Below are 19,176 nucleotides of genomic sequence, written 5' to 3'. Positions count from 1 at the left end.
GGCGACAGGCGGCAGTGAGAGGGCAGGGATGAGCGAGATCGCGGGGGAGCTCGCGCGCGTGCGCGGCGCGTTCTCCCAGCCGACCCTCACGCTGCTCCACCAGCGTCAGGCGCCGGTGGTGATCACGATCTTCCGCGCCGCCTTCGGCCGCGACAACAAGCCGATCCCCACCGGGCGGCTGCACACGCAGGTCGAGGAGCACCTCGCCGCGATCCGGCACGCCGACGAGGGCGAGGTGCCGGTCGGGGAGGGGCGCGAGATCTGCCAGCGGTGGATGCGCGGACGCTGGCTGGTGCGCTCCCTCGACGAGGGCGGGCGCGAGGTCTACACGCTGACCTCCCACGCCCAGCAGGCCCTCGAGCTGGTCAAGAACCTCGCACGTGACCGCGCCACCCTCAGCGAGCACCGCATCGCCACCCTGCTCGGCACCGTGCGCCGCTTCAACGCCGAGGCCAACCCCGACCGCGCCTCGCGGGTGGAGCTGCTCGACGCCGAGATCGCCCGGCTCCAGGCCGAGCGCGACCGTCTCGTCGACGGCGCCGAGCTGGTCGGCGTGAGCGAGGACTACATGCAGGAGGGCTTCACCGAGCTGCTCTCGCTGGTCTCCGCGCTGCCCAGCGACTTCGCGCGCGTCGAGGAGCGCTTCGCCACCATCCGCAGCGAGATCCTGGCCGCCTTCCGCGCCGAGGACCGCCCGGCCGGCGAGGTCATCGACGACTACCTCGCCCGCGCCGACGCCCTGATGACCGCCACCCACGAGGGCCGCGCCTTCGAGGGCGCCTTCGCGCTGCTGCGCGACGAGGAGCTGGTCGGCCGGCTGCGCGACGACCTCACCGCGCTGCTGGAGCACCCCGTCGCCGACGGCGTGCTCGGCGACGCCGACCGCGCCGAGCTGCGCGGCACGGTGCGCCTGGTGCGCGAGGGCCTCGACCGCGTGCTGGCCCAGCGCGCCCGGGTGACGGCCACGCTGCGCGACTACATCGTCTCCCGCGACGTCGAGCGCGACCGCGAGCTGGAGCAGACGCTGCGCCAGGTCGAGTCGGAGCTGGCCACCTGGATGGCCACCACCGGGCCCCGCGCCACCCTCGAGCTGGCCCTGCTGCCCAGCCGGGCCGGCGTCGAGCACCTGCGCGAGCGCTTCTACGACCCCGCCGACGACGTCCTGCCCGACCGCATCGCCACCGCGGGCCCCGACGAGGCGCCGGCGGTCTCCCTCGACGCGCTGCGCGCGCAGGGCGGCCCCCAGCTCGGCTCGCTGCGCGAGCGCCTCGACCTCGCCCTGGCCTCCACCCACCCGCCCGACTCCCTGGGCGCGCTCTTCGCCGGCCTCGAGCCCTCGCTGCGCCGCCCGGTCGAGATCCTCGGCCTGCTCCACCTCGCCGCCGACCACGGCTGGGAGGCCGAGCAGGAGCTGGAGACCTACGCCGCCGTGCGCGCCGACGGCTCCACCCGCACCTTCACCGCCCCCCGCACCCCGCTGCGCGGCTCCCCGCCGAGCGCCGAGGCCGGCACCGCAGGCACGGCCGGCGCCGAGACCCCCGACTCGCAGCACCGACCCGAGAGCGAGGCCCGATGACCGACGTCGACACCGCCGACCTGCGCCGCGACCCCGACCTCGCGCCCGAGCCCGCCCACGACTCCGGCCACGACTCCGGTCACGACTCCGACGGCGACCTGGCCGCCCACCTCGACGTGCGGGTCCCCGACGGGGGGTCGGTCTCGCTCTTCGAGGGCGACGAGGGCGGCCTGGAGCTGGCCCAGCGCCACGTGCTGGTCACGCTGCTCAAGCAGCGCTTCGTCAGCGCCCGCACCCACCCGCGCGACTGGCGGGTGCTGGTGGAGCACGAGCGGGTGCTGCGCTCGCGGCTCAACGACCTCTTCCTCGAGCTGGCCGTCGACCGCGAGCGCGAGGTGGCCTGGAAGCGGCAGGCGACCTCCGAGACGGGCGCCCGCTTCCCGACGCTGCTCTACGACGCCGCCTGGTCGCGCGAGGAGACCATCGTGCTGGTGCACCTGCGCGACCGGCTGCGTGCCGGCCTGGCCGCGGGCGACGCGCGCGTCTACGTCGACCGCGACGACCTGGTCGCCCACGTCGCGACCTTCCGTCCCGCCCACGTGACCGACGAGGCCGCGGAGGAGAAGCGGGCCCGCAACGCGGTGCTGGCCGTCGCGCGCACCGGCCTGCTGATCCCCACCGCGGCCGAGGAGCGTTTCGAGGTCAGCGAGGCCGTCGAGGCGCTGCTGCCGCTCGAGCTGCTCCAGGAGCTGCTGGAGGCGCTGCGGCGCGCCAACGGCTCCGACGTACCGGCTGCGCCGGAGGCGCCGGTCGACCTCTTCGGCGAGGCCGCACCCGAGCACGACGCGAGCGAGGAGCAGGCATGAGCGTGCACGAGAGCGACCGGCTCGACGGCCCGGTCCCCGACGAGCCCACCGACGAGATGGCCGACGAGACCGGCGAGGGCCTCTTCGACCGCGGCGTCGTGGCGACGCCCAAGGACGACACCATGCAGTGGCGCGCCAGCCTGCTGCAGCTGGTCAACTGGGGCGGCTTCTCGGGGCTGACCACGATCCCGCTGCGCGGCGACGCCACGATGATCTCGGGGGCCTCGGGCGTGGGCAAGAGCACCGTGCTCGACGCCTACACCGCGCTGATGATGCCCTCCGACGCGAAGTTCAACGGCGCCTCCAACGACGCCGTGGCCGGTCGCGCGCGCGGCGCGGGTCAGCGCAACCTGCTGTCCTACCTGCGCGGCGCCGTCGACGTCGTCGACGACCCCCGCACCGGCCGGCCGGTGGAGCGGCTGCTGCGCGGCCAGGGCGGCGACACGTGGGGTGCGGTGGCGATGACCTTCGTCAACGACCGCGGCGGGCGCTTCACGGTGCTGCGCACCTACTACGTGCCGAGGCGTGCCACCCGCTCCGCCGACGTGCAGATGCAGCTGGTCACCCACGACTCCGGGCTGGAGCTGACCAGCCTCGAGGTCGCGGTGCCCGAGCGCTTCCACGCCACGACGCTGAAGAAGCTCTTCCCCGGCATCCGGGTGCACCGCACCTACGCCGAGTTCTCCGCCGTGCTCCACGCCCGCCTCGGCATCGGCGCCAACGGCGACGGCGCCAAGGCGCTGCGCCTGCTGGCGCGCATCCAGGCCGGCAACCAGGTGCGCAGCGTCGACGAGCTCTACAAGGACATGGTGCTCGAGCGGCCCGCCACCTACGCCGCCGCCGACCGCGCCATCGAGCACTTCGACGACCTCGAGGCCGCCTACACCGCCATGCGCACCGAGGAGGCCAAGCTCGAGCTGCTCGGCCCCATCACCGGGCTGGAGGAGCGCCGCCGCGGCGCCACCCGCCGCCTGGCCGAGCTCGACTCCTACGGCGTGACCCGCTCCGGCGACACCCCGCTGCGCCGCTGGCTGCTGCAGACCCACCTGCGCCTGATCGAGACCGCCACCGACGCCAACCGCCGCGACCGCACCACCACCGCCGGGGAGCTGGCCGCCGCGGCGCGCGACGAGCGCCGCCTCGTTGCCGACCTCGACGCCGCCCGCGAGGCCCACCAGGACGCCGGCGGCTCCGCGCTGGAGTCGATCGCCCTCGGCCTGGAGCAGGAGCAGTCCGTACGCCAGGAGCGCCAGGCCCGCCGCGACGCCCTGGAGGAGCGGCTTCTGCCGCTGCTCGCCGCGGCCGACTCCGAGGCCCGCGACCTCGAGGCGTCGCTGCGGTCGGCGGAGTCCTTCAGCGTGCTCCAGCTCCACGCCCGCCAGTGGCTCTCGGGGTGGGAGCGTCACCAGCAGCAGACCCGCCGCGAGCGCGACGCCGCCCGCGACCGGCGCTACCCGCTGAGCAAGCGGCAGTCGGACCTGCGCGCCGAGCGCGCCTCGCTGGAGAGCCGCGCCGGGCGCGTGCCGGCCCAGCTCCACGAGCTGCGCGCCGAGGTCGCCCGCGCCAGCGGGCTGAGCCCCGAGGAGCTGCCCTTCGTGGCCGAGCTGCTCGACGTCGCGCCCGACGAGGCGCGCTGGCGCACCGCGGTCGAGACCGTGCTGGGCGCCAGCGCCCGGGTGCTGCTGGTGCCCCTCGACCGGCTCCAGCACTTCTCCTCGGCCATCGACGGGCTGCGCCTGCGCGGGCGGCTGAGCTTCGAGGGCGCCCCGCTCGACCTGCCCGACCTCGGCCCCGCCGACCCCGAGCGGGTAGCGGGCAAGCTGGTCTTCCGCTCCTCGCCCTTCTCAGGGTGGGTGCAGGCCCACGTCTCCGAGCCCTCGCGCAACGCGCTGTGCGTCGAGGACGCCGCCGACCTCGCCGGCCCCGGCCTGCGGGTGACCCTGGCCGGGCAGACCCGCAGCGGCCGCCGCGGCAGCCACGGGCGCTCGGAGGCCCGCAGCATCATCGGCTTCTCCAACGACGAGGCCGTGGCCGAGGTCGACGCCGAGCTCGCCGCGGTGGAGCGCGACCTCGGCGCGCTCGACGCCGAGCTGGTCGAGCTCGACCGGCGCAGCAGCGTGCTGGAGCTGCAGCGCTCGTCGTACGACGCCGTGGTGACCGCCCGCTTCGCCGACCTCGACGTCGAGGGCAGCCAGGAGCGCATCGACGACCTGGAGCGCCGGCGCGCGGAGATCCTCGGCGCCGACGACCAGCTGCGCGCCACCGAGTCGCAGGTCGAGGCGCTGGCCGCGCGGCTGGAGGACACGCGCCGGCGGCGCTTCGCCCTCGAGCAGCGCCAGCGCACCCTCGAGGAGGTGCACGGGCGCCTGGTCGACGACGAGGACCTGGTCAAGGACCGCCTCGAGACCATCCTGGCCTCCGGCGCGGTCGACCTCACCGACGCCCAGTCGGGCGCCCTGGCCGCCGACTTCGCCGCGGCCGCAGCCCCGGCCGACCCCGAGGACCTCGACCGCTTCGCCGAGACCTCCCAGCGCCTGGCCGAGCGGCTGCGCGCGGCCGTGGCCGACACCGAGACCGAGATCGCGCGGGTCGAGGACGAACTGAGCGCGGTCTTCCGGCTCTACGTCGCGCGCTGGGAGTCGCCCAACCTCGGCACGTCGGTGGCCTCCTACCCCGACTTCGCCCGCATCCTCGCCGACATCCGCGGCACCGGGCTGGCCGAGCGCCGCACCGAGTGGCGCCGCCGGCTCACCGAGTGGAGCGGGCAGGACCTCGTGCCCCTGGTCGGGGCGATGGCGGCCTCGATCGAGGACATCGAGGACCGCCTCGAGCCGATCAACGCGATCCTGCGGCGCCTGGAGTTCGGCGGGGCCGGCGACCGGCTGCGCATCCGGCTGCGCCGACTCAGCCCCGCCCACGTGCAGGTCTTCCTCAAGGACCTCCGCGCGCTCTCGGCCGCCTCCCCGGCCCGGCTGGAGGAGGCCGACCTCGAGCGCCGCTTCACCGACCTGAGCCGCTTCATGGACCAGCTGCGCCTGCCCGCGCAGTCGGGGGAGCGCGCTGGCGAGCCGACCGACCGCGACCGGCTGCTCGACGTGCGCCGACACGTCGAGGTCAGCGCTGAGCGCTACGACTCCGCCACCGGCGAGCTGCGCGCGACCTACCGCACGCTGGGGGAGAAGAGCGGCGGCGAGAGCCAGGAGCTGGTGGCCTTCATCGTCGGCTCGGCGCTGCGCTTCCGCCTCGGCGACGAGATGCGCTCGAGGCCCCGCTTTGCCCCGGTCTTCCTCGACGAGGGCTTCGTCAAGGCCGACTCCGACTTCGCCGGCCGCGCCGTGCGGGCCTGGAAGGGCCTCGGTTTCCAGCTCGTCGTCGGTGTGCCGCTCGACAAGGTCACCGGCCTGGAGCCGCACATGGACGAGCTGCTGGCCATCACCAAGAGCCCCGAGACCCACCAGTCGTGGATCACCCCGATCACCACCGAGGCGAGGTCGGCCGGGGTCGGGGCGGGTGCCTGACGCCGGCTCGACGCTCGGGCGAGGGCTGCCTAGGCTGCTGCCCTCGCCTCACCCCTGGGGCGGACGGGCTACGGCAGGTCTCGATCCTGTGTGGCGACCGTGATCCGTGAACAGTGGTCCGACCACATCGGCAGGGGTTGCCCGGCGGGCCCGGTCGCTGACCGGGCCCGCCGAGGTCCGACGGCTGCGTGCCGCTGCCGTGGCCCGGTCTCAGTGGGTGTGCGGCGCGACCGTGCGGCCCTCGCTGGCCTGCACGACGACGAAGCCCTGGCCGCTGAAGGCCAGCTGGAAGGCCTCCCCGGAGCCGCGGCCGATGAGTGCGCCGGCGCCCGCGGTGCGGCGTACGGACGTGCTGAGCGAGGACGACCACGCCACGGCCGACTGGATGTCGGCGAAGGTCGGGGCGTCGACGTTGAGCACCACGGGCTCGCCGTGGGTGCTGATGGCGACGGTGCCGGTGCCGGTGAAGGTGGTGTTGAAGACGCCGCCGGCCATCATCGAGGCGCCCTCGACACGCTTGATGTCCCAGGTCAGGGAGCTGTCGAAGGCCAGCACGTTGCTGCCGTTGACGGTCAGCGAGTCGTTGTCGAGGGTGACCAGGTGGATCTCGGAGGCGTCGTCGGCGAAGAAGACGTCGCCGCGGCCGGTGACCTTCATCAGCGGCATGCCCTCACCGGTAATGGCCTTCTTGAGGAACTTCCCCATGCCGCCCGCGCCCTGGTAGGCGAAGTCGACCTGCCCCTGGTAGGCCACCATCGCGCCCTGTCGCGCCATCACCTCGCCGTCGAGGGCCACCTTGAGCATCCGGGGGTTCTGCAGCGTGAAGCGCTCCGCGCTCTCGGACTCGAGGTTGGTGCCGAACAGGTTGCTGCGCATGGGGGCTCCTTCGTGTCGTGGGCTGTCGCTCGCAGGCTACGGGCCGCCGCTGCTGGGCGCGGCGACTCGCGCCGGATCGCTGCGACGACGTGCGAACACGTGGCTCGGAGACGTGGCGCCGAGGCCGTCCAGGTGTGAGGCTCGCTTGACCGAGGCCGCTCCCCGCGCCCGGTGCCGCCAGAGAGGAACGACCGATGCCGCACTACCTCATCTTCTTCAACCAGCAGTGGGTCGGCGACCACGAAGAGGCGTGGTACCAGACCCGCGTCGAGCCCTCGACCGCCGTCGTCCGCGACATGAGGGAGCAGGGCGTCCTCGTCTTCGCCGGCGGACTCGAGGAGGACCTCGCGGAGGCCGCGAGCGCCGACGCCACCAGCGGCACCACGGTCGTCACCGACGGACCCTTCACGACCACCCAGGAGTGGCTGGGCGGTATGACCATCATCGACGTCCCCGACGACGAGACCGCCCGTCGGTGGGCCGGCAGGGTCGCCGAGGGCTGCGGCTGGCCCCAGGAGGTACGCCGCTTCAAGGGCGGCTCGATGCGCGGTGCCACGCCGGCGGAGTGAAGTCGTCACTGGCTCGCAGGAGTCGCCCCGCATCGCCGAGCACCCCGGTCGGCCGACGGACTTAGGCGACGAGCGTTGCCCGCTCGAAAAGTGCCCCCGGGCTGGGGACTGCGTCGTTAGCGGTGGTTCGACGCGTCAGTTACGACTATCCACCGCACTTGGCCAAAGACGCCTTCAAGGCTCGCCGACCTGGCTGGCGCCAGCGCAGCCAGCGTGCCTGGCGAGGGCGGCGTGCGTGCGTGCGATAGTCGCAAGGCCTCCTGGATCTAGCGGAGCCGCGTAGAGATCGGGTCGAGGAGGAAGAGTTCCGAGCTCTGCTCGAACTTGACGACCTCAGCGACGATACGAAGGTTGTCCCCGGTCCCCACGCTCGAGCCGCGGCCCTCTACGTTCAGGTCACCGAAGTTGACGTCACGGAACTGGAACGATGGCCCGTCACCACCCGCATTCGGGTCGAAGTCCCTGCCGAGGATCAGGAAGTTGAATCGGGTGTCGTAGTCCTCGTAAGGCTGCGTGTCGTAGACCGCACCGTTGAACTCGATCGTTCGGCCGCCGAAGCGGTTTGCGAAGTCCTTGCTGATTGCCGGGTCGGCACCTGAGGCCAGCAGCCGCTTCAGATCCGGGCTGTTGTCGACGGTCAGGACTGCGTCGGGCGCGAGGGTGCGTGACGGCGTAGGAGCAGCAGAAGATGTCTCGCTGGGCGCAGTAGTCGGTGCTGAAGGCGTCGTCGCGGTGGTTTCGCTCGACGTCGCGGATGTCGACTCGCTCGATGGCTCCGACGCGCTATCGGCTGAAGCATTGGTGTCGCTCGGCGTCGTCGAGTCGGTGGCAGCCGCCTCGTTCGGTGAATCGTCGCCGCCGAGAGCCGCGAACACGCCGATCGCCATAGCGGCTACGACTGCAGCGACAATGCCCGGGATAATCAGGCGCCACGGCACGGGCTTCTTGACCTTGCGAAAGTTCAACTCGGTCTGCACCCGCCCGGGCCGTTGGCGGTCCAGTTCCCAGCCTTCGGCCCGCATCTTGGAGATTGTGCTGGCCTCACGGCCTCGAAGCACTTTCTTCGTCTCGTATCGATACTGCGGATTGCCGTCGTTGGCCATGTCGAATCGCTCCCTCTGCGCATACCCGTTGCCGCGCGGACGGAGTCTAAGCACGATCACGAGTGGCGTCAGGCGATCGTGCAGGTGCGAACCGACTGGTGCGCACCGCCGCTTCGACGATTCTCTGGGTCGAGGCCAATAGGACCTAGGAGACTGCACAAATGACCCTCACGTTCGAGTCGATCATGGCCAGCGCTGGAATAGATCCGGCCGAGACCCTCGTGATCAGGCACGCCTACGTGGCCGTGCACAACGACGGGACGCCCGGGATTCACCCCAACACCTCGGATGACGACCTCCTCGCCTATACCAGTGTCCAATCGATCAGCACGCGCACGTTTCCTGCCGCACCTCCTCGACTGTGGGTGGTGTTCCTCCCCGAGGGCGGCGATCGGGCCAGGTTGTGGCGGGTTGTGATCAATCACGGAGAGGCGGAGCGCAACGACGTCGTTCGCTCGTTCCACCTGGAGGTGTGCGATGACTTAGCCGATCTGCGCAACCGACTCGTCATCCGATGGCACTCACCACGCACCTGGCGGGTCAACGCTACGACGGCAGCAGCGTACGAGGTGATGGAGATCGCCGATGCTCAGCCGATCCGCTTCCCCGGCTTCGACTCGCTCGTCCTGGAGCATCCCCAACTCCAGGCGGTGATCCGCGAGCACCGCTACGCTTCCTGGCGCACCGCGCTGTCCTCAGTCATGGGCATCTACCTGATCACCGACACCCGCGACGGTCGGGCTTACGTCGGCAAGGCCGACGGCGCCGAGAACATCTACCAGCGCTGGACGGCGTACGCGACGAACGGCCACGGCGGCAACAGGGACTTGCGGGGTCTTGACCCGACGACGTTCAGGTTCTCACTGCTGCGAGTGTTTGACCCCTCGACCCCCGAGCCGGTCGTCAACGCAGCTGAGAGCCACTTCAAGCGGGCACTCGACTCGGTGCGCCACGGGTTGAACGGCGGGTGAGTTCACTCGTTACGCCACGACTCTCGAACGCGGCGGTAGGACGCTCCTCAGAAGTCCGTAGCGCAGACAGCTCGCACGATTTGGGGGCATGACAAGATCCCTGCCATGTCATCGTCTTGGACCAAGGCTGGGGGCTGCTGCACGGTCAGGTGACAGGTTGGGTCACGCAGCCTGAGTGGCTGGCGCGGTCATGATGGTCTCGAACTCGATGGGGGTCAATCGGCCGAGGGCGGCCTGTCGACGGCGGCGGTGGTAGGTCCTCTCGATCCAGGTCACGACCTCGATCCGGAGCTCCTCGCGAGTGGCCCAGGAGCGACGGTCGAGGACATTCCTCTGGAGCAAGCTGAAGAAGCTCTCCATGGCGGCGTTGTCGCCCGCGGCACCGACGCGACCCATCGATCCGACCATGCCGTGACGGTTGAGTGCGTGGACGAACTTACGGCTGCGAAACTGCGATCCCCTATCGGTGTGAACCACGCAACCGGCCACGTCACCACGTCGGGCCACCGCGTTGTTGAGTGCGGCGACGGCCAGCCGGGACTTCATCCTCGAGTCGATCGAGTAGCCCACGATCCGGTTGGAGTAAACGTCCTTGATCGCGCAGACGTAGAGCTTGCCCTCACCGGTCCAGTGCTCGGTGATGTCGCTGAGCCACAGCTGGTTCGGACCGTCAGCGGCGAAGACATGGCGGATCACGCCGTGCCTGTCGACCACGGCACACAGGTCGTCGTGGACGGGAGGGCCGGGCTTCTTGGCCTTGCCGCGCCTGGGCTTGCCGAACGCCGACCACCAGCCCTGCTGTGAGCAGATCCGCCACGCGGTCCGCTCGGCCATTGGTTCGCCCGCTTCACGGGCCTCGTCGACGAGGAATCGGTAGCCGAACTCCGGGTCGTCGCGGTGGGCGTCGAACAGAGCATTGGCGCGGTATGCCTGCTCGAACTCGGGATCGGTGACCGGGGCAGCCAGCCAGCGGTAGTAGGGCTGGCGAGCGATCTTGAGCACCCGGCACGTCACCGTGACGGGGATCCCGTCGCCGGCCAGCTCGCGGACGAGCGGGTACATCATTTTCCCGGCAGGTTGGCCTGCGACAGGTAGGCAGCCGCCCGACGCAGGACCTCGTTCTCCTGCTCCAAGAGCCGGATCCGCTTCTTCAACTCGCGGTTCTCGGCGTTCTCAGCCGCTGTCGTCCCGGGCTTGATGCCGTCCTCGACGTCGGCGGTCTTCATCCAGCTCGTCAGGCAGGACTCGCTGATACCGAAGTCGGCAGCGATCTGCTTGAGGTGGACGCCCGGCTCACGATTCCTGGCAACCCGAACGACGTCCTCGCGGAACTCCTTGGGATACGGCTTCGGCACAGTGCACATCCTTCCAGCGGCACCTCTCGGCACCACAGATCAGATGTCACCTACTCGTGCAGCAGCCCCGACCTCCCCTACGTCGAGTTCATATCCGATGACGCGGGTGCGGTCACGGCCTATGAACAGATGTCGGAACTCATCTCGGAGTACGGGTCACTCGGTTGGGGCGACATCGGCGGAACTTTCGCTCGCACGATCGCTGCCATGACCCAGGGCGCTGGTGGCGGGATCGACAATCACTCGCAAGCGCTGACACACACTGACGGGTTCGACCGCAACGGCAACTCAGCGCATGCAGACAGCGTCATCATCGATTTGGGTATCGCCGCGGCGCTGGAGATGAACGAACTGGACGTGCTCACCAATAGTGTGGCGACGGAGGTCGTCAATCAGCGGGTCGTGGACGTGTACGTGGATAGACGCTTCACCGACTGGCACGTCGATGTCGCAACCGAGCTGGCAACAATCAAGGTGCCGAACTGTCTGGGTCCGGACGGCGGCTACCACGAGGGCCTCGAGGAGCTCCGCGCTCACCCGCAGCTGAGATCGTTCAGGGAGCACTTACGCAACATCCCAAGTGGCAATGTGCTCCCAACAGACCAAGCGCTCGAGATCTCGGAACTTGCGGACGCCTACGCGCGTCGGTCGCTCCAGCGGGAACACCGCAATCGTCCGATCTACCAAACGCTCGGGCGCGGTGCCCTCAGCCCAGCCGGCAACGCCGTGCTACCCATGCTCGGGACCGTGGCCAACGGAGCGCTGCAGGTTGTCGAGACAGTTCAAGAGAAGCGTCGCCTTCGCTCTACTGCCTGGGCTGCTTTCGTCGTTGCCCTCAGGAGTTGACCTCCAAGAAGGGCACGTGTCGGAGTTGCGCCACCACAAATCTCGATGGCGGCGAAGAGACGCACCTTCGAGAAGACCATCACCTGGCCGTCAGCCGGGCTTGAGCAACCGCGGGTATTTTGTCATGAGTACGTCAAGGACCCGCGACACTGCGGCTCCGGCTGGCTACTTCACCTCCGACCGCCGCAGCGACACCAGGCCCACGACGAGAGGAAGCACGATCCACAGCGCGGTGGTCGAGGCCAGCATCGCCCACTCCTCGGCAGTGTCCGTGGCGCCCTCGAAGAGCTGCACCTGCGTGTAGTTCCAGTCGATCCACGGCTGCAGGTCGAGGAACCACTCCCGCACCAGCCCGAGCAGCTCGAGCACCCCGGGCATGACGAGGGAGACCACGAAGTAGCCGACGATCGCCGCCGCAGAGGCTCGCAGGACGACGCCGAGGGTGAAGCCGACGGCCATGCCGACCAGGTTGCCCAGCACGATCTGGGGCGCGGCGGCGAGCGAGACGTCCCAGACGGTGTCGACGCCGGCGAGCGCGGAGCCGGCCAGGTTGCCGACGGCGCCCACGGCGAAGGCGAGCGCCATCGAGACGAGCCCGACCACGAGGGTCGCGAGCGCCTTGGCGCCGATGACCCGTGAGCGGTGGGGCACGAGGGTGAAGGTGGAGAGCCCGCTGCGCTGGCTCCACTCGCTGGTCACCGACAGGATCGCGATCATCGGCAGGATCACCGACATGGGCAGGCCGATCGCGGTCGCGAAGCTGTCGTAGGTGACGGCGTCGTCGGGGGCGAAGACGACGACCGCCCCGCTGGCGAGCACCGCCAGGACGCCGATGCCGACCAGCAGCCAGAATCCCGAGCGGGTGTCGAACATCTTGCGAAGCTCGATCACCACGAGGCGCCTGGTCGCGACCGGGCGCGAAGTCCTGCGGCCCGGCACGGCCCCCGGAGCGGGCGTGGTGGTCGGGGTGACGGTCGTGGCGCTCATGCCGCGACTCCTTCGCGTTGGGTGGCGGCGGTGAGGGAGAGGAACATGTCCTCGAGCCCGGCGCCCTCGGCGGAGCGGAGCTCGGTGAGGGCGATGCCGGCGGCCAGGGCCACGGCCCCGACCTGGGAGGGGTCGGCGTCGGTGCGCACCGAGCCGTCGCTGGCGAGCGTGCTGGGCAGTCCGGCCAGCTCCAGTGCGTGGGCCAGCTCGCGCGGCGCCGCCGAGCGGGCCAGTGTGCCGGCCGCGGCGAGCAGCTCCTCCTTGGTGCCGGAGGCGACGATCCTGCCCCCGCCGATCACGACCAGGTCGTCGGCGATGACCTCGATCTCGTGCAGCAGGTGCGACGACAGCAGCACCGTGCCGCCGCGGCCGGCGAAGTCGGTCAGCAGGTCGCGCATCCACCGGATGCCCGCGGGGTCGAGCCCGTTGGCGGGCTCGTCGAGGATCAGCACCCGGGGGTCGCCCAGCAGCGCGGCGGCGATTCCGAGGCGCTGGCGCATGCCGAGGGAGTAGTGGCGCACGCGCCGCCTGGCCTCGGCGGGGGTCAGGCTCACCAGCTCCAGCATCTCCGCGACACGGGAGCCGGGCAGGCCCATGGTGGCGGCGGCGATCGCGAGAGTCTCGCGTCCGGTGCGACCCGCGTGCTGCGCGGAGGCGTCGAGGAGCACGCCCACCTCGAGGCCGGGGTTGGGCAGGTCGGCGAAGCGGACGCCGTCGATCGTGGCCGACCCGGAGGTCGGCGCGGTCAGGCCCACCACGACCCGCAGGGTGGTGGACTTGCCGGCCCCGTTGGGCCCGAGGAAGCCGGTGACGCGGCCGGGCCGGGCGGTGAAGGAGACGTCGTCGACGGCGGCGGCGCCGGCGTAGGTCCTGGTCAGCGACTCAACGGTGATCATGGGCTCGACCCTCACGGTCTGGTGCAGCGGGCATGGCGGCCTCCTGGGACGGTCCGCGCCGGGTGCGCAGGACCAGAGCCCCACCGTGGCGGCGCGCGGGGTCGCCGGGCATCGGCCGTGAGGCTCCACGTACGTCGTGCCTTCGGCCGAGCGCCGGGTCAGACTTTCGGCCGGTCCCCGCGCGGCGCCGCATCCCTAGGCTGGGCCGGTGAGCAACCCGCTGCGCTCCCTGCTGGAGGAGCCCCGTCCCTCGGCCCCGCCGGCTCGCGTCCGGCGCGACCGGGCGCTCCTGGCGTTCGTGGTGGTCTGCGTCCTGCTGGAGGGAGCGCTGCGTGCCGACCTGGCGACGCCCGTGCTCTCGGTGGTGGTGACGCTCGGGCTCGCTCCGCTGCTGCTGTGGCGACGCACCCACCCCTTCGCGGTGGTGGCGGCGACCTTCGGCACGATCGCGGTCGTCGACCTCGGCCTGCTCACCGTCGGCGCCCCCGTGCTCGACGTCTACTCGATGCTCTACGTCCTGGTGCTGCCCTACGCGCTCCTCCGGTGGGGCTCGGGGCGCGAGGCGGTGGCCGGGCTGGGCGTCATCCTGGTGCCGGCCACGATGGCGGCGGTGGTCAGCTGGACCGGGCTCGCCGACGCGGTCGGGGGCTACGCCGTGCTGGTCTCCTCCCTCGTGCTGGGCTGGGCCGTCCGCTCCCAGCACGGCGCCCGGGAGCGGCGGCTGGCGCAGGCGAAGTCGGAGGAGCGGGTGCTGCTGGCGCGCGAGCTGCACGACACCGTGGCCCACCACGTCTCGGCCATCGCCGTGCAGGCCCAGGCCGGGCGCGCGCTCGCCGCGACCAGCCCCACCGCACCGCTGGAGGCGCTGCGGGTGATCGAGGTGGAGGCCTCGCGCACGCTGGCGGAGATGCGGGCCATGGTGGGTGTGCTGCGCAGCGACGCGCCCGTGGCCTACGCCCCGCAGCCCGGCGTCGCCGACCTCGCGCGGCTGGCCGGGGCCTCGCCAGCCGGTCCGCGGGTGGAGGTCGGCGTCTCCGGTGACGTCGCCGGCCTGCCGGCGGCGATCGACGCCGCGGTCTACCGGATCGCGCAGGAGGCGGTGACCAACGCGCTGCGCCACGCCCGCCACGCCACGCGGGTCGACGTACGCCTCACCGGTGACGCCTCGACCCTCACCCTCCTCGTGCGCGACGACGGCGACCCCGGCACCACCGACCCCCGCACCACCGACCCCAGCGCATCCGAGGCCGCCCCGGCGGGCTTCGGCATCGCCGGCATGACCGAGCGCGCCCTGCTCCTCGGCGGCACCTGCCAGGCGGGCCCCTGCCCGGACCGCGGCTGGGCCGTCACCGCCACCCTGCCGCGACGGGTGCCGGCGTGAGCATCCGCGTGCTGGTCGCCGACGACCAGGACCTCGTGCGCACCGGACTGCGCCTGATCCTCGGCACGCTGGAGGGCATCGAGGTCGTGGGGGAGGCGCGCGACGGTCAGGAGGCCGTACGGCTGGCCCGTGAGCTGCGCCCCGACGTGTGCCTGATGGACATCAGGATGCCCGTGCTCGACGGGGTCGAGGCGACCCGGCTGCTGGCCGGACCGGGTGTGGAGGACCCGGTCGCGGTGGTCGTCATCACCACCTTCGACCTCGACCAGTACGTGCACGGCGCGTTGGCGGCCGGCGCCTCCGGCTTCCTGCTCAAGGACGCCGGACGCGAGCTGCTCGGCGAGGCCGTGCGCGCCGCGACCCGCGGCGACGCCCTCATCTCGCCCAGCATCACCCGCCGGCTGCTGGCGACCTTCGCCGGCACGGGCCGCACGGCGCCTCCCGCCCAGCCGCTCGACCCGCTCACCGAGCGCGAGGAGGAGGTGCTGCTCACCGTCGCCCGGGGCCGCACCAACGCCGAGATCGCCCGCGAGCTCCACATCAGCCTCAGCACCGTGAAGACCCACCTCGGCAGCCTCATGGCCAAGCTCGGCGCCCGCAACCGCGTCGAGCTCGCCCTGTGGGCACACGAGACCGGTCGGGTCCGGGACTGAGCCCGACGCGCCCGGCTGCGGCTTCGCGCCGTACCGCACTCGACGTTCGCCTACGGTAGGCGCGTGAAGCGTGCCGTGGTCGCCGGGAGCGCCGTCCTCGTCGCGGGCATCGCCGTGGTCGTCGTGGGTTCTCGTGAGGATCCGTGCCCCACCACGATCACCTTCGAGGGTCGCGCCTACGTCGAGCGCCGAACGACCGAGGGGATCGCCGCCGGCGACATGCTCGGCTCGGCGACGGAGGCCGGTTGCGCGGAGAAGGGCTCGTTCACACTCGAGTTCATGGCGCACGAGGTCGACGGTGTCGCTCCCGAGGTAGCGATCGTCAGCGCGACCGACGCGGGCGCGATCTTCCTCGTCGAAGGTGCGACGGCGGACGACCTCCCGCCTGACGTCGGAGCGGTGCTCATCCAGTAGGAATGCACGCTCCTCGTGGGAGCAGCGACGATCTGAGGTCGCCTGGCTCTTCTCCCGCAGGCCCGGCTCGACGGTCCTCATCCTGTTCAGCACAGTCCCGGGTGCTACTGCCCCAAGTTTCGAGTTCGGCGACATCTCGGATCGCATCGATCCGACGTCACGGTTGTGACTTGCGGGGCCGAGGAACGGTACTGGCAGGTCTGCTGTGCCCGTTTGTGCCCATCGCAAAGTCGATGAGGCAAGAATGCTCAGATGAAGATCCTTTCGCTTGCCCTCGTGTCGATCATCGCCGCTCTGGTGTTGGGGGTCCCGGCGACAGCTTCGGCGGACACGCCACGATGCGCGACTTTCAAGGAGCACCGCAAGGTCACCGTAGGTATGGCGAAGACCAAGGCTCACCGAATCTTCGACATTCGCGGCCAGGCTGCCGGGGGCGGCGCTGGCGGCTACACCCGCTTCTACCCCTCGTGCGAAGCGATGAAGATTGGCGGCGGCGACGGCGGCGCGTATGTCACCTACGACGGGCTGACTGACGAGGTGCTGGAGAAGCGGTGGGTCGGCTATGCCTGAACAATCTGGTGCCCCCCTCACAGACGTCGTGGTGATGGTCGGTTGCCGGATCTGAGGGAAGGTTCATGACGCATTGTCGGGTCGGGGAAGGCGATGTCGTGCAGTCGCGTGAGACTGCGAGACCCGCGATGCTGTCGTCGCGAGCGCCCCGGCCCTCGAGAGCGCCTGCGCAGTGACCTGTTTCGGGCATTGGGCCCGACCGTCATTTTGTTGACGCCGCTGTCGGGTGTGACCGATCCATGACCGACAGAACCAGCGACAGGTCGGTGCGGGTGACCTGCCCGAACGCCCGCTCAGGACGGCCTCTTGCCCCCCAGCGCACGAAGGAGGCCCCCGATCCACACTTTCTCGGATCGGGGGCCTCCCTGGTGCTGACGACGTGGCTCAGATGTCGTAGTAGTGATCTACGCACCTGTGTTGACCTGCGCAAACGCGGGTTCTGATCGCGCTGGGGCCTCCGTGGGGCCGCACGTTGCCGAGTTCAGATCGCGACCAGGGCCGTGACCTTGGCCAGGTCGTCGGCGTGCAGGTCGCGCTCGACCTCCAGGTCGTAGTCGGTCTGGATGTTGATCCAGAACCGGTCGTCGACGCCGAGCGCCTTGGACAGGCGCAGGGCGGTGTCGGTGGTGATAGCGCGCTTGCCGCGCACGATCTGACTGATCCGGGTCTGGGGGAGACCGGTGGCCTGGGCGAGGCGGTACTGGCTGATGCCCAGCGGCTCCAGGAACTCGGTCAACAGGATCTCGCCCGGGGTGATCGGACTGTGTGCCTTGGAATCAGGTGCCTTCGCCGTGGTGGCCATGCTCGTCTCCTCTCGTGCGTTCAGTGGTAGTCGGTGATCTCGACGTCGGTTGGACCGGTGTCGGTCCAGACGAAGCAGATCCGGTACTGGTCGTTGATGCGTATAGAGTGCTGGCAGGCGCGGTCGCCGACCAGCTTCTCCAGACGGTTGCCCGGAGGCACCCGCAGGCTGTTCAGTTCTGAAGCCGCGTTGAGAAGGCGGAGCTTCTTCTGCGCGACCCGTTGCAGTTCGGGTCCGAGGGCTCGGACATGTTCGCGGTTCCAGACCTTCTCGGTGTCCGTGTTCTTGAAGGACCGGATCACAACACAATCCTAACGTGCAACGATACTAACGCCAAGCGTAAGTATTGGATTCGACCGTCAGATTCCGTCTGGAAGTGGACCGAGGCCGTCAACGGCGGCCGGAACGCGACAACGGTTGTCTCCAATCTCGGGCAAGACCGTTGTATTGACCGTCGAGCGCAGTTCATTCGTCGCTTTCCTCGTCCTCGCCGAGGAACGCGGTGTCGATCGCACGCCTGGTGCGCTCCGAGCTGCCCTCCATCAGATGCGTGTAGGTCCGCAGGGTGAAGCCCGGGTCGGCGTGACCGAGATACTCGCTGACCGCCTTGATGGTCTCGCCCTCATGCAGGGCCGTGCTGGCGAAGAAGTGGCGCAGCGCGTGGCACCCGTTCTCCCGCAGATCGGGGACGCCGGCTCGCTCCAACGCAGGACGCCACAGATAGGTGTTGAAGTAGTTGCGATTCATCGCTCCCTTCTCTCGAGTCGTCAGCAGCAGCGAGACTGTCGTCGGCTTCCCGTCGAGCGTCGTCCACGGCCGAGTCACCTCGATGGGCGGATGCGCTGTCATGTAGGCGGTGATTGCATCGGCGACCGCGTCCGGCAGTGGCACCTTGCGGGTCTTGCGGCCCTTGGGCAGACCGAAGACCTGGCGGTTGCTGGAGAAGAGCTTGACCTGACGTCGGACGTGCACCTCGCTGGCGTCGAAGTCGATGTCGTCGGGGGAGAGGCCGAAGATCTCTCCCTGCCGCAACCCGAGGCCGGCGCCGAGCCACACCACGATCTGATAGCGGTCGGGCAACGCGTCACGGACCGCCAAGACCCGCTTGCTCGTCCATGGGACAAGCTTCTTCGGGTCGGATCGTGGCTTCCGTACCGAGGGGGCCTTGCATGGGTTCTTCGGGATGAGCTCGTCGTCGACCGCTGCGGTGAAGACGGTGGACACGTTTGCGAACACCACCTTGCGGTAGGTCGGCGCGAGGTCAGCGAGCGTGCGCAACCAGCTCTGGATGGTCGAGGGTTGGATCTCGGACAAGTAGCGGTCACCCAGAATCGGGAAGGCGTGCAGCCGCAGCCGCAGCTCGACCGCTTCCCGAGTGGTCTCCTCGAAGGTCTGCGCGTCGATCCACTTGCGAGCGTAAGTCTCGAAGGGGATCTTGCCCGCGTCGGGATCGACGTATTGACCCTTGGCCAGGTCAGCGGACACGACGGCGCAGAACCGGTCCGCCTCGACCTTCTTCTGGAAGGTCTTGTTCCGCTCCTTGCCGTCCGGGCCGCGCCAACGGACGCGGTAGGTCTTCAGGAGGGTTCCGTCCGCGGTGCGGCGTTCGCGCCGTTCAACGTGCGCCATGAGTCACCTCTGCGTTGGTGATGAGCCAGTCACGCACCTCGGCTGGGTCGTAGCGCAGGAAGCGGCCGACGCGGAACGCGGTCGGACCGTTGCCCTTATGACGCCACTGATAGAGCGTGTTGACGGGAACGCCGAGGAAGTCGGCCACGTCCGCGACCGACAAGAGCTTCTCCATGGTGCCTCCTTGGTTCAGATCGCGGGGTGCGTGGTGGCGGGTGGCTGCG

At 70.3% G+C, this 19,176-nt stretch carries 19 protein-coding genes; 10 read left to right on the top strand and 9 right to left on the bottom strand.

All coding sequences use genetic code 11. The features are described from left to right. Positions 1 to 28: 28 nt before the first annotated feature. From M3673_RS01205 to M3673_RS01195, 3 genes are read left to right on the top strand one after another with little or no spacing between them, the layout of a single operon-like run. On the top strand, positions 29 to 1,576 hold the full coding sequence (locus tag M3673_RS01205; protein WP_251530970.1) for a DUF3375 domain-containing protein: 1,548 nt from the start codon (positions 29 to 31) through the stop codon (positions 1,574 to 1,576). Continuing rightward, complete coding sequence (locus tag M3673_RS01200) at positions 1,573 to 2,382, top strand: DUF4194 domain-containing protein (protein WP_251530968.1); 810 nt, start codon at positions 1,573 to 1,575, stop codon at positions 2,380 to 2,382. The genes M3673_RS01205 and M3673_RS01200 overlap by 4 nt, the downstream gene beginning before the upstream one ends. Beyond that, positions 2,379 to 5,900, top strand: coding sequence for an ATP-binding protein (locus tag M3673_RS01195; protein WP_251530966.1), 3,522 nt, complete (start codon positions 2,379 to 2,381; stop codon positions 5,898 to 5,900). The genes M3673_RS01200 and M3673_RS01195 overlap by 4 nt, the downstream gene beginning before the upstream one ends. Before the next feature lie 210 nt (positions 5,901 to 6,110). Here the strand turns inward: M3673_RS01195 and M3673_RS01190 are convergent, their stop codons facing one another. Then, positions 6,111 to 6,776, bottom strand: a complete 666-nt coding sequence (locus M3673_RS01190; RefSeq protein ID WP_056862646.1) for an AIM24 family protein — start codon at positions 6,774 to 6,776, stop codon at positions 6,111 to 6,113. Positions 6,777 to 6,970: 194 nt separating this feature from the next. Here M3673_RS01190 and M3673_RS01185 point away from each other — a divergent pair, with 194 nt between their 5' ends. Continuing rightward, positions 6,971 to 7,345 (top strand): YciI family protein, encoded by a 375-nt coding sequence (locus M3673_RS01185; protein ID WP_251530964.1) that lies wholly within the window; start codon positions 6,971 to 6,973, stop codon positions 7,343 to 7,345. A gap of 266 nt (positions 7,346 to 7,611) precedes the next feature. Here the strand turns inward: M3673_RS01185 and M3673_RS01180 are convergent, their stop codons facing one another. Then, on the bottom strand, positions 7,612 to 8,448 hold the full coding sequence (locus M3673_RS01180) for a DUF4839 domain-containing protein (RefSeq protein WP_251530962.1): 837 nt from the start codon (positions 8,446 to 8,448) through the stop codon (positions 7,612 to 7,614). Positions 8,449 to 8,609: 161 nt separating this feature from the next. Here M3673_RS01180 and M3673_RS01175 point away from each other — a divergent pair, with 161 nt between their 5' ends. Beyond that, complete coding sequence (locus tag M3673_RS01175; RefSeq protein WP_251530960.1) at positions 8,610 to 9,419, top strand: GIY-YIG nuclease family protein; 810 nt, start codon at positions 8,610 to 8,612, stop codon at positions 9,417 to 9,419. Between the two features lie 162 nt (positions 9,420 to 9,581). Here M3673_RS01175 and M3673_RS01170 read toward each other — a convergent pair. Continuing rightward, positions 9,582 to 10,774, bottom strand: a protein-coding gene (locus M3673_RS01170) for an IS3 family transposase (RefSeq protein WP_251530958.1) whose coding sequence is annotated in 2 segments (ribosomal slippage) — positions 9,582 to 10,487 and positions 10,490 to 10,774 — 1,191 coding nt in all. Because the reading frame shifts where the segments join, the coding sequence is not laid out codon by codon here. A 207-nt stretch (positions 10,775 to 10,981) separates the two neighbouring features. Here M3673_RS01170 and M3673_RS01165 point away from each other — a divergent pair. After that, the gene (locus tag M3673_RS01165) at positions 10,982 to 11,620 is read left to right on the top strand and encodes a hypothetical protein (RefSeq protein WP_251530956.1); all 639 of its coding nucleotides are present in this window, start codon (positions 10,982 to 10,984) and stop codon (positions 11,618 to 11,620) included. Between the two features lie 165 nt (positions 11,621 to 11,785). On the opposite strand, the gene M3673_RS01160 is transcribed toward M3673_RS01165, so the two are convergent. Both M3673_RS01160 and M3673_RS01155 read right to left on the bottom strand, forming a co-directional pair. Beyond that, positions 11,786 to 12,607 carry an ABC transporter permease subunit gene (locus tag M3673_RS01160; RefSeq protein WP_251530954.1) on the bottom strand — a complete coding sequence of 274 codons (822 nt, stop codon included), beginning with the start codon at positions 12,605 to 12,607 and terminating at the stop codon, positions 11,786 to 11,788. After that, positions 12,604 to 13,503, bottom strand: a complete 900-nt coding sequence (locus M3673_RS01155; RefSeq protein WP_251530952.1) for an ABC transporter ATP-binding protein — start codon at positions 13,501 to 13,503, stop codon at positions 12,604 to 12,606. Before M3673_RS01155 ends, M3673_RS01160 begins: the two co-directional genes overlap by 4 nt. 208 nt (positions 13,504 to 13,711) lie before the next feature. Here M3673_RS01155 and M3673_RS01150 point away from each other — a divergent pair, with 208 nt between their 5' ends. From M3673_RS01150 to M3673_RS01135, 4 genes are all read left to right on the top strand, one after another. Further along, positions 13,712 to 14,884 carry a sensor histidine kinase gene (locus tag M3673_RS01150; protein WP_251530950.1) on the top strand — a complete coding sequence of 391 codons (1,173 nt, stop codon included), beginning with the start codon at positions 13,712 to 13,714 and terminating at the stop codon, positions 14,882 to 14,884. Beyond that, complete coding sequence (locus M3673_RS01145; protein ID WP_251530949.1) at positions 14,881 to 15,537, top strand: response regulator transcription factor; 657 nt, start codon at positions 14,881 to 14,883, stop codon at positions 15,535 to 15,537. Before M3673_RS01150 ends, M3673_RS01145 begins: the two co-directional genes overlap by 4 nt. Positions 15,538 to 15,600: 63 nt before the next feature. Continuing rightward, entirely contained in the window at positions 15,601 to 15,951 is a 351-nt protein-coding gene (locus M3673_RS01140) for a DUF6281 family protein (RefSeq protein ID WP_251530948.1), read from the top strand. Between the two features lie 252 nt (positions 15,952 to 16,203). Next, the gene (locus tag M3673_RS01135; protein WP_251530947.1) at positions 16,204 to 16,521 is read left to right on the top strand and encodes a hypothetical protein; all 318 of its coding nucleotides are present in this window, start codon (positions 16,204 to 16,206) and stop codon (positions 16,519 to 16,521) included. A gap of 481 nt (positions 16,522 to 17,002) precedes the next feature. On the opposite strand, the gene M3673_RS01130 is transcribed toward M3673_RS01135, so the two are convergent. The 4 genes from M3673_RS01130 to M3673_RS01115 form a co-directional block, all read right to left on the bottom strand. Next, complete coding sequence (locus M3673_RS01130) at positions 17,003 to 17,323, bottom strand: HigA family addiction module antitoxin (RefSeq protein WP_251530945.1); 321 nt, start codon at positions 17,321 to 17,323, stop codon at positions 17,003 to 17,005. A 20-nt stretch (positions 17,324 to 17,343) separates the two neighbouring features. Beyond that, the gene (locus M3673_RS01125; protein WP_251530944.1) at positions 17,344 to 17,625 is read right to left on the bottom strand and encodes a type II toxin-antitoxin system RelE/ParE family toxin; all 282 of its coding nucleotides are present in this window, start codon (positions 17,623 to 17,625) and stop codon (positions 17,344 to 17,346) included. 163 nt (positions 17,626 to 17,788) lie between these two features. Then, complete coding sequence (locus tag M3673_RS01120; protein ID WP_251530943.1) at positions 17,789 to 18,952, bottom strand: site-specific integrase; 1,164 nt, start codon at positions 18,950 to 18,952, stop codon at positions 17,789 to 17,791. Beyond that, a complete protein-coding gene (locus tag M3673_RS01115; RefSeq protein WP_251530941.1) occupies positions 18,939 to 19,127 on the bottom strand; it encodes an AlpA family transcriptional regulator in 189 nt (62 codons plus the stop codon). Before M3673_RS01115 ends, M3673_RS01120 begins: the two co-directional genes overlap by 14 nt. Between the last annotated feature and the right edge of the window lie 49 nt (positions 19,128 to 19,176).

It is taken from the genome of Nocardioides sp. P86 (assembly GCF_023712465.1).
Lineage (GTDB): Bacteria > Actinomycetota > Actinomycetes > Propionibacteriales > Nocardioidaceae > Nocardioides > Nocardioides kribbensis.
Note: the sequence above shows the minus strand (reverse complement) of the source record. Positions and strands in the feature narration are given on the sequence as shown.